This window comes from Rathayibacter sp. AY1E8, assembly GCF_002931415.1.
Lineage (GTDB): Bacteria > Actinomycetota > Actinomycetes > Actinomycetales > Microbacteriaceae > Rathayibacter.
The window spans coordinates 11,985-26,630 of the sequence record NZ_PSVI01000017.1 but is presented as its reverse complement, the minus strand read 5'-3'; the positions used below and the strand labels follow the sequence as shown (position 1 = coordinate 26,630).

The following is a 14,646-nucleotide window of genomic DNA, read 5'->3' as shown; positions in this document are numbered from 1 at the left end:
GAGGCCGCGGCCGGGGCGACACCCGCACCGCGCGCCGCTCCGGCCGCACTCTCGGCTTCTCCCGGGCATCGGAGCGAGGGCATCGGCTATCGTGGACTGTCTTTGTCTGTTGCCGTCGCGCCCCGGTCCGGCTGCGTACCCCGAGCCGGCCCCGGCCGTCACCCCGATCCGGCAACGCAGGAGGAGTTCTTTCGTGCGGTTCGTCTTCGCCATCATCGCCACCGTCATCGCTGCCGCGATGATCGTGCTCGGCATCGGTCAGCGGACGGTCTGGGCTCCTCCGGAGTCCCTCACCGCCGAGACCGCGCTCGACTCCTCCGCTCCCTACGCGGTGATCGACGGCAGCACCCTGGGCGCCAACCCGGGACGCCAGACGATCACGGTCGAGGGCAGCGGCGACCTCGTCGTCGCCTACGCCCGGACCTCCGACGTGCTGGGCTGGGTGGGCGGCTCGAGCTACGACGCCATCGGCTACGAGCGCGCCGACGACACCCTCACCTCCGCGGAGGAGACGGGGGAGCGCGTCCAGCTCTCCTCCGACGTCGAGACCGCCGACGCGGCGGTCGTCGATCCGCGCGGCTCCGACCTCTGGCTCGAGGAGTTCGAGGGGAGCGGGAGCGTGACCCTGGCGCTCGACGTGCCGGAGGACGTCTCCATCCTCATCGCGAGCGACGGCACCGCGCCGGCAGCCGACTCCGTGCGCGTCAGCTGGCCCGTGGACACCGCGACGCCCCTCGCCGGCCCGCTGCTGCTCGGAGGAGCCGTGTTCCTCCTCCTCGGCCTCGTCCTCTACATCTGGGCCTTCGTCCACCTGCGCCGTCAGCACGGCCCGCGCCGGAAGGGACCGCAGGGTCGGATCCCCCGCGGTGCCCGCCGCCCCCGGCCGCGTGCCGGGATCCAGGCCTCCACGGCGTCGCCGGCGCCCTCGCGCCGCCGGGCCGCCCTGGTGCTGCCCGTCGTCCTCGGGACGACGGTCCTCCTCTCCGGCTGCAGCTCCGACTACTGGCCTGATCTCGCCGCGGGCGCGAGCGAGGCGCCGACCGCGTCCGCCACGGCGACCGCGGGGGCAGAGCCGGTCTCGGCCGAGCCGACCCCCGTGGTCACCACGCAGCAGGCGGAGGCCGTCGTCGCCCAGGTCGCCGATGTCGCGTCGCGCGCCGACGCCGCCCGGGACGCCGGGATCCTGGCCGAGCGCTTCCAGGGCGAGGCGCTCACCGAGCGCACCACGAACTACGACGTCGTCGCCAAGGGCGGGACGATCGACCCGCCGCAGACGATCCCGGCCTCCCCGGTGAGCCTGGTGCTCCCGCAGGACACGGAGTCGTGGCCGCGCCTGGTCACCGCCGTCGTGCAGAACTCGACGGACACCACCCAGGCCCCGATCGCGCTGATGATGAGCCAGGCGAGCCCGCGCGTCGACTACAAGGTCGACTACGCCATCTCGCTCGAGGCCAACGCGCGCATCCCCGACGTCGCGCCCGTCACCGTCGGTACGTCGATCGTGGCGCCCGACTCGCGCCTGATGAAGCTCGCCCCGCAGACCGTCGGCTCCGCGTATGCCGACGTGCTCGCCAACGGCGACTCGAGCCAGTACGCCGAGCTCTTCGCGGCCGACGGCGACACCCTCCGGGGCCAGGTCGGCGTCGACAAGAAGAACGCCGACCGCGAGGCGCTGCCGGACACCGCCTCGATCGAGTTCTCGAACGCCGCCGGCACGTCGCCGACGATCGCGCTCGCGACGAACGACTCGGGGGCCCTCGTCGCGGCGAGCATCACCGAGACGTCGACCGTCCGCCCCACTGCCGAGGGCTCGACCGTCTCGACCTCCGGCGCCTCGCAGACCCTGCTGGGCACGGACAAGTCGACGACCGGCATCGAGACCACCTACGGATACCAACTGCTGTTCTACGTACCGCCCGTCGGATCGGAGGAGAAGATCGTGATGCTCGGATGGAGCCAGGGACTCGTCTCGGTGGTGCAGCTGCCGTGAGCACCGTCCCGCCCCTGCCCGGAAACCTCCGCGGCGCCGTCGACCTCTCGTCGCTGGTGAACCGCCGCACCCCGCCCGCCGCCTCCGCCGGCGCCCCGGCCGCGCCCGCCGCTCCCGGAGGCGCGCCCGGCGCGAATCCGCTGCTGCTGACCGCCGGCGACGCCGAGTTCGACCAGGTGGTCCAGCTCTCGTCGCGCGTGCCGGTGATCGTCGACCTGCGCGGCTCCTGGTCGGACCAGAGCCAGAGCATGACCGCGCTGCTCGAGAAGGTCGTCGTCTCGTACGCCGGCGCGTTCGTGCTCGTCGGGGTCGATGTGGAGTCGAGCCCGCAGCTGGCGCAGGCGTTCCAGGTGCAGTCCGTGCCGACGGTCGCCGCGATCATCGGCGGCCGCCCGGTGCCCCTGTTCAGCGGCCTCGTCGCCGAGGAGCAGCTGCGCGACCTGCTCGAGCAGGTCCTCCAGCTCGCCGCTCAGAACGGTGTGACGAGCACGGTGCCGGTGGAGGGAGCCGCTCCCGCCGAGGGCGCGGAGCCCGAGACGGAGCCGCTGCCGCCGCACCACCAGGAGGCCTACGACGCGATCGACCGGGGCGACTACGCCGCGGCGATCACCGAGTACGAGACCGCCATCGCGCAGAACCCGCGCGACGACCTCGCGGTAGCCGGTCTCGCTCAGGTGCGGCTGCTGGCCCGCCTCCAGGGCCGCACGCTCGACGACATCCGCTCGACCGCCGCGGCGGAGCCGTCGAACCTCGACGCGCAGCTCGCCGTCGCCGACCTCGACGTCTCGGGTGGCCACGTCGAGGACGCCTTCGACCGGCTGCTCTCGATGTTCCCGCGCCTCGACGCCGACGGGAAGGCCGCCGTCCGCGCGCGCCTCCTGGAGCTTTTCGAGATCGTCGGTCAGACCGACCCGCGCGTCAACAAGGCTCGGGCCCGGCTCACCGGCCTGCTCTACTGACGCCGGCCGGAACGCCGAGAGGCCGCCCGCTCGCGACGATCGTCGCGAGCGGGCGGCCTCTTCCGTGCGGGGACCGATCAGTCGGCGGGTCGCAGGTAGAGCACGGCCAGCGGGGGCAGAACCAGCTCGGCGGAAGCCGGGCGGCCGGCCCACGGCTCCTCGCGAGCCTCGACCGCTCCGAAGTTCCCGACTCCGCTGCCGCCGTAGATCTCGGCGTCCGTGTTGACGAGCTCCTCCCAGCGGCCGGCCGTGGGCAGGCTCACGCGGTAGCCGTGCACGGGCGAGCCCGAGAAGTTGGCGATGACGGCGATCGGGCGACCCTCGCTGTCCTTGCGCAGGAACGAGACGACGTTGGCCGCCGCCGCGCCGCCGTCGATCCACTCGAAGCCCGACTGCTCGTGGTCGAGCTCCCAGAGCGACGGCGAGTCGCGGTACACGCGGTTCAGCTGACCGACGAGGCTCCAGAGACCGCGGTGGCTCGGCTGATCGAGGATCCACCAGTCCAGGCCCCGCTCCTCGCTCCACTCGGAGTACTGGCCGAACTCCTGGCCCATGAAGAGCAGCTGCTTACCGGGGTGGGCCCACATGAAGGCGAGGTAGGCGCGCACGTTCGCGAGCTGCTGCCAGTGGTCGCCCGGCATCTTCTGGATCAGCGAGCCCTTGCCGTGCACGACCTCGTCGTGGCTGATCGGCAGGACGAACTTCTCGCTGAAGGCGTAGACGAACGAGAAGGTGATCTCGCCCAGGTGGTACTGGCGCCAGAGCGGGTCGTTCGCCATGTAGTCGAGCGAGTCGTGCATCCAGCCCATGTTCCACTTGAGCCCGAAGCCGAGGCCGCCGGAGCTGGTGGGCTGGGTGACGCCGGGCCAGCTCGTCGACTCCTCGGCGATCATCATGATGCCGGGGTGCAGCTTGTAGGCCGTGGCGTTGACCTCCTGGAGGAAGCTGATCGCCTCGAGGTGCTCGCGTCCGCCGTACTGGTTCGGCAGCCACTCGCCCTCCTTGCGGGAGTAGTCGAGGTAGAGCATCGAGGCGACGGCGTCCACTCGCAGGGCGTCGACGTGGAACTCCTCGAGCCAGAACAGGGCGTTCGCGACGAGGAAGTTGCGCACCTGGGTGTGCCCGAAGTCGAAGACGTAGGTGCCCCAGTCCATCTGCTCACCGCGGCGCCAGTCCGGGTGCTCGTAGAGCGGCTCGCCGTCGAAGCGGGCGAGGGCGAAGTCGTCCTTGGGGAAGTGCCCGGGCACCCAGTCGACGATGACGCCGATGCCGGCCTGGTGCAGACGGTCGATCAGGTACTTGAGGTCGTCGGCCGTGCCGAAGCGGCTCGAGGCGGCGTAGTAGCCGGTGACCTGGTAGCCCCAGGAGCCGCCGAACGGGTGCTCGGCGAGCGGCATGAACTCCACGTGCGTGAAGCCGAGCTCGGTGACGTACTCGATCAGCGGGTCCGCGAGGTCGCGGTAGCCCAGTCCCGGACGCCAGGAGCCGAGGTGCATCTCGTAGACGCTGAGCGGCTGCGTGTGCGGATCGACCGAGGCTCGCTTCTCCATCCAGCCGGAGTCGCCCCACTGGTGGTGCGAGACGGGGACCTTCGAGGCGGTCGCAGGCGGCACCTCCGTGGCGCGGGCCATCGGGTCGGCCTTGCGGACCCAGTGGCCGTCGCGCGAGAGCAGGTCGAACTTGTAGGAGGCTCCGGGCTCGACGCCCGGGACGAAGATCTCCCAGACCCCGGTCGTCCCGAGGTTGCGGAGGGAGTGGCCCTCGCCGTTCCAGTCGTTGAAGTCGCCGACGACCCGAGCGGCCTGGGCGTGCGGGGCCCAGACGGCGAAGCTCGTGCCCCAGACCCCCTCGTGCTCGCGGTGGCGGGCACCGAGCGCCTCCCAGAGACGCTCGTGGCGGCCCTCGCCGATGAGGTAGAGGTCGAAGTCGCCGACCGTCTTCGAGAACCGGTAGGGGTCCTCCGCGGTCCACTCGCCGCCGCCGCCGTAGCGGGCCTCGACCGTGTACGCCTGCGGACCGAGGACGTGGAAGCCCTGCCAGATCCCGTCGCTGAGGTGGCTCAGCTCGACGCGGGCGCCGGTGGCGAGCACCACGGCGACCTTCTCGGCGAGCGGGCGGCGCACGCGGACGACCGTCACCGGGTCGGAGACGCCGGGGGCCGCGACGAGGTGCTGGCCCAGGACGTCGTGGGGGAGCGCGTTGCTGCCGGTGGCGAGCTGCTGCAGCACCCACTCCGGGATGTCGGGCAGCGCGATCGCCGCGGTGCCGTCGACGGGGCCCGAAGCGGTCGCGGGGTCCGCGGTCGTCTCGGCGGGGCCGGCGGTCGTCTCGACGGGAGCGGCGCTGTCGGCTGCGACGGAATCGGCGGCGTCCGTGTCGTCGGGCAGGTCGCCCTCGGCCCCGCTGCCGACCGGAGCGGACTCGGCGTCGTCGGCGTCGCGCTCGACGGTCACGGCGTCGTCGCCCGCGACCGGCTGAGGCGCCTCCGGGACCGTCTCGACCGCGTAGCTGCGCGCGTTCTCGCCGTCCGCTCCGGGGTGCTGTCGTGCGTCGGACGCCGCGTCGGCGACGTGCGCGCCGTGGCCGGAGGTGGTCGCCGAGCTGGTGCCCGTCGTGGGGACCGTCTCGGCGTGCGCGCCGAGGCCCGCCTCCTCGGCCGGGCTCGTGCCCTCGGGGGTGGTTCCGCTCATCGCTCGTCCGCCTTCACGCTCAGGATGTGCACGGGCTCGACGAACGAGTCGAGCCGCACGTAGTCGTCGCTGCCCCAGGTCCAGACGGCACCGGTGATCAGGTCCTCGACCTCGAAGGTCGCGCTCCAGTCGAGCCCGATCGCGGGCAGGTCGAGGTGAACCGTGGTCTCGCGGGCCGAGTGCGGGTCGGTGTTGACGACGACGATGATCGTGTCGTCGGTCCCGGTGCCCGTGAACGCGGCCTGCAGGTGCTTGGAGTAGACGAGGATCGCGTCGTCGTCGCTGCCGTGCACGTGCAGGTTCCGCAGCTGCCCGAGCGCGGGGTGCGAGCGCCGGATCTCGTTGAGGCGCGTGATGTACGGCGCCAGCGAGCGGCCCGACTCCTCGGCGCCGGCCCAGTCGCGCGTCTTGTACTCGTACTTCTCGTTGTCGATGTTCTCCTCGGCGCCGGGGCGAGCGACGTTCTCGACCAGCTCGTAGCCGGCGTAGACCCCCCACAGCGGCGACGCGGTCGCGGCCAGGGCCGCCCGCACCTTGTACGCCGAGCGGCCGCCGTACTGGAGGTACTCGGTGAGGATGTCCGGAGTGTTCACGAAGAGGTTCGGCCGCATGTAGTCGGCCGTCTCGTGGGAGATGCTCGTGAAGAACTCGCCGAGCTCCTCCTTGGTGTTGCGCCAGGTGAAGTACGAGTACGACTGCTGGAAGCCGACCTTGCCGAGCGCGCGCATGATCGCGGGGCGGGTGAACGCCTCCGCGAGGAAGACGACCTCGGGGTGCTCGGCGTTGACCTCGTGGATGATCCACTCCCAGAAGTCGAGCGGCTTCGTGTGGGGGTTGTCGACGCGGAAGATCCGCACGCCCAGGTCGATCCAGTGCCGCAGGACCCGCAGCGACTCCTGACGGATGCCCTCGGGGTCGTTGTCGAAGTTGATCGGGTAGATGTCCTGGTACTTCTTCGGCGGGTTCTCGGCGTAGGCGATCGAGCCGTCGGGGAGCGTCGTGAACCACTCGGGGTGGCTGGTGACCCAGGGATGGTCGGGCGAGGCCTGCAGGGCGAAGTCGAGGGCGAGCTCGAGGCCCGCGGCCTCGACCGCGGCGTGGAAGGCGCGGAAGTCGTCCTCGGTGCCGAGGTCCGGGTGGATCGCGTCGTGGCCGCCCTCGGCCGAGCCGATCGCCCACGGCGAGCCGGGGTCGTTCTCGCCGGCGTCGAGCGTGTTGTTCGGGCCCTTGCGGAAGGAGCGGCCGATGGGGTGGATCGGCGGCAGGTAGAGCACGTCGAAGCCCATCGCGGCCACCGCGGGAAGGCGGTCGATCGCGGTGCGGAAGGATCCGCTGGTCACGGTCCCGTCCTCGTGGCGCACGGCGCCCTCGGAGCGGGGGAAGAACTCGTACCAGGCGCCGACGCCGGCGCGGGTGCGCTCGACGTGGACGGTGCGCGGCTCCGAGACGCTGGTGAGGCTCATCACCGGGCGGGCGTCGAGCGCGCCGTGGACGGCGGGATCGGTCGCCGCGGCGAGGCGCTCCTCGGCGCTCAGCGTGGTGTCGCCGACTCGGGCGGCGGTGTCGGAGAGCAGGCTGCGCTCGCCCTCGGGCCGCAAGGAGTCGTCGGCGCCGCTGCGCAGCAGGCCCTCGCCGATGGCGAAGGTGACGTCGATGTCCAGGCCGGCCGGGATCTTGACCTCGGCCGTGTGGAGCCAGGTCGCCCAGTCGTCGGCGTAGGCGCGGATGCGGTAGCTCCAGTCGCCCTCCTCGTCGAGGGCCACGAGGCGCCCGTAGCGGTCGGTGCCGGTCGCGAGGAGCGACATGCGGTGCTCCGACTCGGCCCCGGACGGCGAGCGCAGCAGGAGGTCGACGCCGATGAGGTCGTGCCCCTCGCGGAAGGCCGTGGCAGCGAAGGGGACGACCTCGCCGACGAACGCCTTCGCGGGCCAGCGGTCGTCCTCGAGCCGCGGCTGCGGGTCGATGATCGGCAGTCGCTCGGCCCGGACGCGGTAGCCGCTCCCGGTCGTCGCGGTCGCCGTCGACGCGTCGGGTGCGTCCGCGGTCACCGGGGCGGCCGGTGCACTGTCGGCCGCGGGGGGAGCAGGAGTCGCCTCGGGGGCGGCGGCGGGCGCCGGAGCGGCCGTCTCGGGAGGCGCCGACGCCTCCTGGGGTGCGCGTCCGCGACCCGCTCGCCGTGCGTCCTTGCCGTTCTGAGCCTTGCCGAAAGGTATCTGAGCCACGTCACGACAGTAGCGACCGGCGGCGGCTCGCACACGACGGTTGCGCCCGCGCTCGGGCCTGTGCAAACGGACCCGGGGAGCGCGTGCCGGAGCGTCGGGGCGGGTCCGCGTCCCGCCGATCCGCGGTGGTCGGGGTCCGCTAGGGTGACCGAGCGCGACCGCCCCGGTGCTCCGCGACCGGGCGCTCCGGGGTCCGCAGAGAGTCGAGGGGTGCCGTGAAGGCGATCCGCCGCTTCATCGTCCGCTCCGTCCTCCCGCCCGAGCTCTCGGCTCTGGGCGATCTGGCGGGCAATCTCCGCTGGGCCTGGCACGAGCCCGCCCGGCGCTTGTTCGAGCGGGTCGATCCGGAGCTGTGGCGGCGCGGGGGAGCGGACCCCACCGCTCTGCTCGGAGCAGTGAGCCCCGAGCGCCTCGTCGAGCTGGCGGGGGACCAGGGCTTCGTCGACGAGGCGTGGCGCCTCCGCGACGAGCTGGAGCGCTACCGCACCGAGCCGCGGTGGTACCAGTCGCTGCCGGAGTCCGCCCCGCGCTCGATCGCCTACTTCTCGCCGGAGTTCGGCATCGCGGCGGCGCTGCCCCAGTACTCCGGCGGACTCGGCATCCTCGCCGGCGACCACCTGAAGGCCTCCTCGGACCTGGGCGTGCCGCTCACCGGCGTGGGCCTCTTCTACCGGTCGGGCTACTTCTCGCAGAAGCTCTCCGCCGACGGATGGCAGCTCGAGTCCTACCCCTCTCTCGATCCGGACGGGCTGCCGCTGCGCGTCGTCCGTCTCGCCGACGGCTCGCCCGCCCGCATCGTGCTGGCGCTCCCCGAGGGACGCGCGCTCTACGCCCGGGTCTGGCGCGCGGAGGTCGGCCGGGTGACCCTCCTCCTGCTCGACACCGACATCCCCGAGAACGAGGACTCGCTCCGCTCCGTCACCGACCGCCTCTACGGCGGCGGGGGCGAGCACCGCCTGCTGCAGGAGCTGCTGCTGGGCATCGGCGGGGTCCGCGCGCTCGAGCTCTGGGCCGAGGTCTCGGGCGGCGTCCTCCCGGAGGTGTTCCACACCAACGAGGGGCACGCCGGCTTCCAGGGGCTCGAGCGCATCTCCGGCCTGATCGGCGCGGGCCTGGACTTCGACCAGGCTCTCCAGGTGGTGCGGGCGAGCACGGTCTTCACCACGCACACTCCGGTGCCGGCGGGCATCGACCGCTTCGACCGCGGGATGATCGAGGAGTACTTCTCCACGGAGCTGCTCCCGGGCGTGCAGGTCGAGGACGTGCTCGCGCTGGGCGCCGAGCCGGGGGACTCCGGGACGGCGTTCAACATGGCGTACATGGGCCTGCGGCTCGCGCAGCGCTCCAACGGCGTCTCGACGCTGCACGGCGAGGTCAGCCGATCGATGTTCTCGAGCCTCTGGCCCGGCTTCGAGACGGCGGAGGTGCCGATCGGCTCGGTGACGAACGGCGTCCACGCGGCCACCTGGACCGATCCGATCCTCCGGCGGCTCGCGGAGGAGCGGCTCGGCACCGACGACACGACGCGGGCCGACTGGGCCTCGGGTGCGCTCGGCGACACCGAGCTGTGGGCCGCGCGCCGGGCGATGCGGGAGCAGCTGGTGCGGGATGCCCGCCGCCGGGCCGCCCGCTCCTGGCGCGAGCAGAACCCGGGCGGCCTCCCGCCGGCCTGGCTCGACGAGCTGCTGGACCCGGACGTGCTCACCATCGGCTTCGCGCGGCGGGTGCCGACCTACAAGCGGCTGACCCTGATGCTCCACGACCCCGAGCGTCTGCGCGCGCTGCTCACCCACCCGCAGCACCCGATCCAGATCGTCATCGCGGGCAAGTCCCACCCGGCCGACGAGGAGGGGAAGCGCCTGATCCAGCGGCTCGTCCGCTTCGCGCAGGAGCCGGACGTGCGCCGCAGGATCGTCTTCCTGCCGGACTACGACATCGCGATGGCGCAGCTGCTCTACCCGGGCACCGACGTCTGGCTCAACAACCCGCTGCGCCCGCTCGAGGCGTGCGGCACCTCGGGGATGAAGGCGGCGCTCAACGGCTCGCTCAACCTCTCGATCCTCGACGGCTGGTGGAACGAGTACTTCGACGGCGAGAACGGCTGGGCGATCCCCTCCTCCGACCGCGCGCTCGACCCGGAGGCCCGCGACACGCTCGAGGCCGAGGCGCTCTACGAGCTGCTCGAGACCGAGGTCGTGCCGCGCTACTACGAGCGCGATCACGACGGAGTGCCCCGTCGGTGGGTGCGGTCGATCCGGCACACCCTCGCGACCCTCTCGCCCGAGGTCTCCGCCGAGCGGATGGTGCGCCAGTACGTCGAGGCGCTCTACTCGCCGGCCGCCGAGGCAGGGCGCGCGGTCGCCGCCGACCACTTCGAGCCGGCCAAGGAGCTGGCGAGCTGGAAGCGGCGGGTCCGCGCCGGCTGGCCCGGGGTCGCGGTCGCGTCCGTCGAGTCCGGCGGGATCGACGCGGTGCCCCAGCGCGGGGACCGGCTCGCCGTGCGGGCGGGCGTGCGCCTGGGGGAGCTCTCGCCGGCGGACGTCTCGGTCGAGGTCGTCTACGGGACGACGTCCGCTGACGGCTCGCTCACCGAGGTCCGCCACCACGAGCTCGAGGTGGTCGAGGAGTCGGGTGCCGTGGTGCCCGCCGACGCGGTCGGGCGCGTGCCCTACGCCGGAGTGGTCACCCTCGACCGCAGCGGCTCCTTCGGCTACACCGTCCGCGTCGTGCCGCGGCATCCCCTCCTGGCCCGCTCCGCCGAGCTGGGACTGGCCGCCGCCGCCGGCTGACCCCGCCCGGTCCCTCTCCGCGAGATGCCGCTCCGGTGCGCCTTCCTCGGCGCCTCGCGGACCGGAGTGGGATCTCGCGGGAGGAGGACGGCGCATGGAGCGAAACGGCGCCCGGAGGAGGACGGCGGGGAGCAGGGGTCAGCGCGCGATGTCGGCGAGGAGGGCGGCCGTCGCGGCGACGAGGTCGGCGGGGGCGAGCTCGATGTCGAAGCCCCGGCGCCCGCCCGAGACGAGCACCGTGTCGTGGAGCTCGACGGTCTCGTCGATCACGGTGCGGTGCCGCGTCCTCTGCCCGAGCGGCGAGATGCCGCCGAGCACGTAGCCGGTCCGGCGCTGGGCCAGCACGGGGTCGGCCATCGCCGCCCTCCTGCCTCCGACCGCGGCCGCGAGCTCCTTCAGCCCGAGCGAGCCGGTGACGGGCACGACGCCCACTACGAGCTCGCCGTCGACGTCGACCATCAGGGTCTTGAACACGCGCTCCGGCTCGACGCCGAGCGCCTCGGCCGCCTCGAGCCCGTAGCGCGTCGTGGCCGGGTCGTGCCGGTACTGGCGGGGAGTGAAGGGGACGCCCGCCGCCGTCAGCGCGACGGTCGCCGGGGTCCCCGGCCCGCTCCTCGCCATCAGGCGTCCTGCTCGGCCGCCGGCCCGTGCGCGGCGAAGAGCTGCATCGAGGTTCCGGCCACGCGGATGACCTGCCCCGGCTCGAACGATTCGCCGTGCTCCAGCGGCTCCGGCTCCTCGCTGTTCCACAGGCGCGTGTAGCCGGCGACCCCCTCGTCCTCGGCGAGCACGACCGTGGTGTCCTGCTCGACGCCGTGCACCACCAGCAGGACACGGTCCGGCTCGCCCTCGACCGGCGTCGAGGCCGCGAGGTACTGCAGCGTCCGGTTGGCGGCGGAGGTCCAGTCGTGCTCGCTCATCCCGCGCCCGTGGGCGTCGAACCACGTCATGGTCGTGGCGCCCGGCTCGCTCGCGTCGCCGCTGCCGTAGCGGGAGGGACGCAGCGCCGGGTGCTCACGCCGCAGGCGCAGCAGGGTGCGCGTGTGCGCGCGGAGCGCGAGCTGCCAGTCGGCCAGGCCCTCCCAGCGCACCCAGGTCAGGTCCGAGTCCTGGCAGTAGGCGTTGTTGTTGCCGCGCTGGCTGCGCCCGGTCTCGTCGCCCGCCGTGATCATCGGCACGCCGGCCGACAGCAGCAGGGTGCCGAGGAGGTTCCGCATCGCCTTGCGCCGCGCCAGCGTGATCCGCTCGTCGGTGGTGGGGCCCTCGAAGCCGTGGTTGAAGGAGCGGTTGGTGTCGGCTCCGTCGCGGTTCGACTCGCCGTTGCCGATGTTGTGCTTGACGTTGTACGAGACGAGGTCCGCCAGCGTGAAGCCGTCGTGCGCGGTGACGAAGTTGACCGAAGCGAGGGGGCCCCGCTCCGCCGAGAAGGTGTTGGAGGAGCCCGAGAGCCGGGTCGCGAAGCCGCCGATGCCGACGGGGGCCGTGCCGGCGCGGCGGGCGTAGTCGATGTCCGAGAGCCAGAAGTTGCGGGCGCGGTCGCGGTAGCGGTCGTTCCACTCCGACCACCTGGCCGGGAAGTTCCCCGTCTGCCAGCCGCCCATTCCCACGTCCCAGGGCTCGGCGATCATCTTCACGCCGGCCAGCGCCGGATCCTCGACCGCGGCCCGCAGCAGCGGATGGTCGCTCCGGAAGTGCGCGATCTCGTCCCGGCCGAGGGTCGCGGCCAAGTCGAGCCGGAAGCCGTCGATCCCGACCTCGCCCGACCAGTAGCGCATCGAGTCCAGCGCGAGGCGCTGCGCCGCCGGCCGGCCGAAGTCGATCGTGTTCCCGCAGCCCGTGACGTCCACGTAGTGGCCCTCGGGCGTCTGGCGGTACCAGCCGGCGTCGTCGATCCCGCGCAGGCTCGACATCGGCCCGCCCGGCCCCTCCTCGGCGGTGTGGTTGTAGACCACGTCCAGGATCACCTCGAGGCCGGCCTCGTGCAGGAGCTTCACCATCCCCTTGAACTCCCGGAGCACCGCGGACGGTCCGCCGCGCTGCGCGGTGGAGGAGGCGTACGCGGCGTGCGGGGCGAAGAAGTTCAGCGTGTTGTAGCCCCAGTAGTTGGTCAGCCCCTGCCGCAGCAGGCGCTGCTCCGACACGAACGCGTGCACGGGCAGCAGCTCGACCGCCGTCACGCCCAGATCGAGCAGCGCCGAGACCGTCGACTCGTGCGCCAGGCCGGCGTAGGTGCCGCGCAGCTCCACGGGCAGCGCCGGGTTCAGCCGGGTCAGCCCCTTCACATGCGCCTCGTAGATCACGGTGCGGTCCATCGGGGTGCCGGGCCGGGAGGAGGAGCCCCAGTCGAACGCGTCGTCCACGACGACCGAGCGCCACTCGTTCTCCGCCACCCGGTGCAGGCCGCGGGAGTACGGCTCCAGCAGGGCCCGGCGGGGGTCGAAGCGGTGCCGGGGGCCCGTCGGCCCGTCGACGCGCAGGGCGTAGCGGCGGCCGGGGGCCAGCAGATCGGAGCGCGCGGACCAGACCGCGGCGTCGTCGCGCGCCAGCGGGACCGTGCGGGTCACCCAGGTCGGATCCTTCTCGTCGTACAGCAGCAGATCGACGGCGCTCGCGCTCTCGGACCAGACCCGCAGCTCACCGCCCTGATCGTCCACGGTCACGCCGAGCCGGGCCAGGGGATCGTGAGAGGTCATGCGACTTACAGTAGTGACGGGCACCGGCTCCCTCCGTGCCCCCGACGCGGGACGAAGGGCTGCTGTGATCTACCTCGACCACGCCGCGACCACCCCGCTGCGCGCCTCGGCGCTCGCCGCGTTCGCGGAGGCGTCCGCCCACGGCGGCAATCCCTCCTCCGTCCACGGCTCCGGCCAGGAGGCGCGCCGCCGGCTGGAGGACGCCCGGTCGGCGCTCGCCGGGGTGCTCGGCTGCGAGCCGATCGAGGTGATCCTCACCGCCGGCGGCACCGAGGCGGTCAACCTCGGGATCAAGGGCCTCTACTGGCAGCGCCGGAGCGAGGACCCGGCTCGCGTCCGGGTCCTGGTCGCCGAGGGGGAGCACCACGCGACGCTCGACTCGGCCACCTGGCTCGCCGAGCACGAGGGCGCCGTCCTCGAGTGGCTGCCTCTCGACGACGAGGGCACCCTGCGGCCGGAGGCGCTCGCCGCTGCGCTGGAGGAGGACCCCGGATCGGTCGCCCTGGTCACGGTGCTCTGGGTCAACAACGAGATCGGGACGATCAACCCGATCGCCGAGCTGGCGGCCGCGTGCGCCCGCGCCGGCGTCCCCCTCCACGTCGACGCGGTCGCCGCCCTCGGACACGTGCCGCTGCGGATCGCCGAGATCCGCCGCGCCTCCGGCTCCGGGCGCGGCGCGGGACTGGCCGCCGTCAGCGTCTCGGGTCACAAGGTCGGCGGGCCGATCGCGACCGGTGCGCTCGTGCTCGCCCGCGACGCCCGCGTGGTCCCGGTGCTGCACGGAGGCGGACAGCAGCGGGGCGTCCGCTCCGGAACTCAGGACGTGCCCGGTGCCGCGGCCTTCGCCGCCGCCGCGGTCGAGGCGGACGCCGAGCTGTCTGCGGAGGCGCAGCGCCTGGCCGCCCTGCGCGACCGGCTCGTCGCGGGCGTCCTCGCCGCCGTGCCGGGGGCGACCCTGACCGGGCCCGCCCTCGACTCCGGACGCCGGGTCGCCAACAACGCGCACCTCGCCTTCCCCGGTGCGCAGGGCGACTCCCTCCTCTTCCTCCTCGACACCTCGGGCGTCTCCGTCTCGACCGGGTCCGCCTGCACGGCGGGGATCCCGGAGCCCTCGCACGTGGTCCTCGCGCTCGGCCGGAGCGAGGACGAGGCCCGCGGGGTGCTCCGGATGACGCTCGGCCACACCTCGACCGACGCGGACGTCGACGCCCTCCTGGCCGCGCTGCCCGGCGCCTACGCCCGCGCCGCCCGAGCCGGACTCTCGAACCGCGCGGTGCTGCCCGCCTGAACCCCTGCCGGCCGC

General features: G+C 73.2%; 8 protein-coding genes. 4 read left to right on the top strand and 4 right to left on the bottom strand.

The window, feature by feature from the left end:
- The first annotated feature begins 193 nt into the window (after positions 1 to 193).
- Both C5C74_RS06990 and C5C74_RS06985 read left to right on the top strand, forming a co-directional pair.
- Positions 194 to 1,990, top strand: coding sequence for a hypothetical protein (locus C5C74_RS06990; protein WP_104327712.1), 1,797 nt, complete (start codon positions 194 to 196; stop codon positions 1,988 to 1,990).
- Entirely contained in the window at positions 1,987 to 2,949 is a 963-nt protein-coding gene (locus C5C74_RS06985; RefSeq protein ID WP_104351220.1) for a tetratricopeptide repeat protein, read from the top strand. The genes C5C74_RS06990 and C5C74_RS06985 overlap by 4 nt, the downstream gene beginning before the upstream one ends.
- Before the next feature lie 77 nt (positions 2,950 to 3,026).
- On the opposite strand, the gene glgB is transcribed toward C5C74_RS06985, so the two are convergent.
- Positions 3,027 to 5,639: a 1,4-alpha-glucan branching protein GlgB gene (glgB, locus tag C5C74_RS06980; RefSeq protein ID WP_104262830.1), complete on the bottom strand. Its 2,613-nt coding sequence runs from the start codon at positions 5,637 to 5,639 to the stop codon at positions 3,027 to 3,029.
- Positions 5,636 to 7,606 carry an alpha-1,4-glucan--maltose-1-phosphate maltosyltransferase gene (locus C5C74_RS06975; RefSeq protein ID WP_308471006.1) on the bottom strand — a complete coding sequence of 657 codons (1,971 nt, stop codon included), beginning with the start codon at positions 7,604 to 7,606 and terminating at the stop codon, positions 5,636 to 5,638. Before C5C74_RS06975 ends, glgB begins: the two co-directional genes overlap by 4 nt.
- Positions 7,607 to 8,076: 470 nt before the next feature.
- Here C5C74_RS06975 and glgP point away from each other — a divergent pair, with 470 nt between their 5' ends.
- Entirely contained in the window at positions 8,077 to 10,650 is a 2,574-nt protein-coding gene (glgP, locus tag C5C74_RS06970; protein ID WP_104351219.1) for an alpha-glucan family phosphorylase, read from the top strand.
- A gap of 138 nt (positions 10,651 to 10,788) precedes the next feature.
- Here glgP and ybaK read toward each other — a convergent pair whose 3' ends face one another.
- Positions 10,789 to 11,271 (bottom strand): Cys-tRNA(Pro) deacylase, encoded by a 483-nt coding sequence (ybaK, locus tag C5C74_RS06965; protein ID WP_104226855.1) that lies wholly within the window; start codon positions 11,269 to 11,271, stop codon positions 10,789 to 10,791.
- Positions 11,271 to 13,343: a glycogen debranching protein GlgX gene (gene glgX / locus C5C74_RS06960; protein ID WP_104351218.1), complete on the bottom strand. Its 2,073-nt coding sequence runs from the start codon at positions 13,341 to 13,343 to the stop codon at positions 11,271 to 11,273. Before glgX ends, ybaK begins: the two co-directional genes overlap by 1 nt.
- On the opposite strand from glgX, the gene C5C74_RS06955 reads away from it, so the two are divergent.
- Positions 13,342 to 14,631: a cysteine desulfurase family protein gene (locus C5C74_RS06955; protein WP_104327708.1), complete on the top strand. Its 1,290-nt coding sequence runs from the start codon at positions 13,342 to 13,344 to the stop codon at positions 14,629 to 14,631. The genes glgX and C5C74_RS06955 overlap by 2 nt on opposite strands.
- Positions 14,632 to 14,646 lie beyond the last annotated feature (15 nt).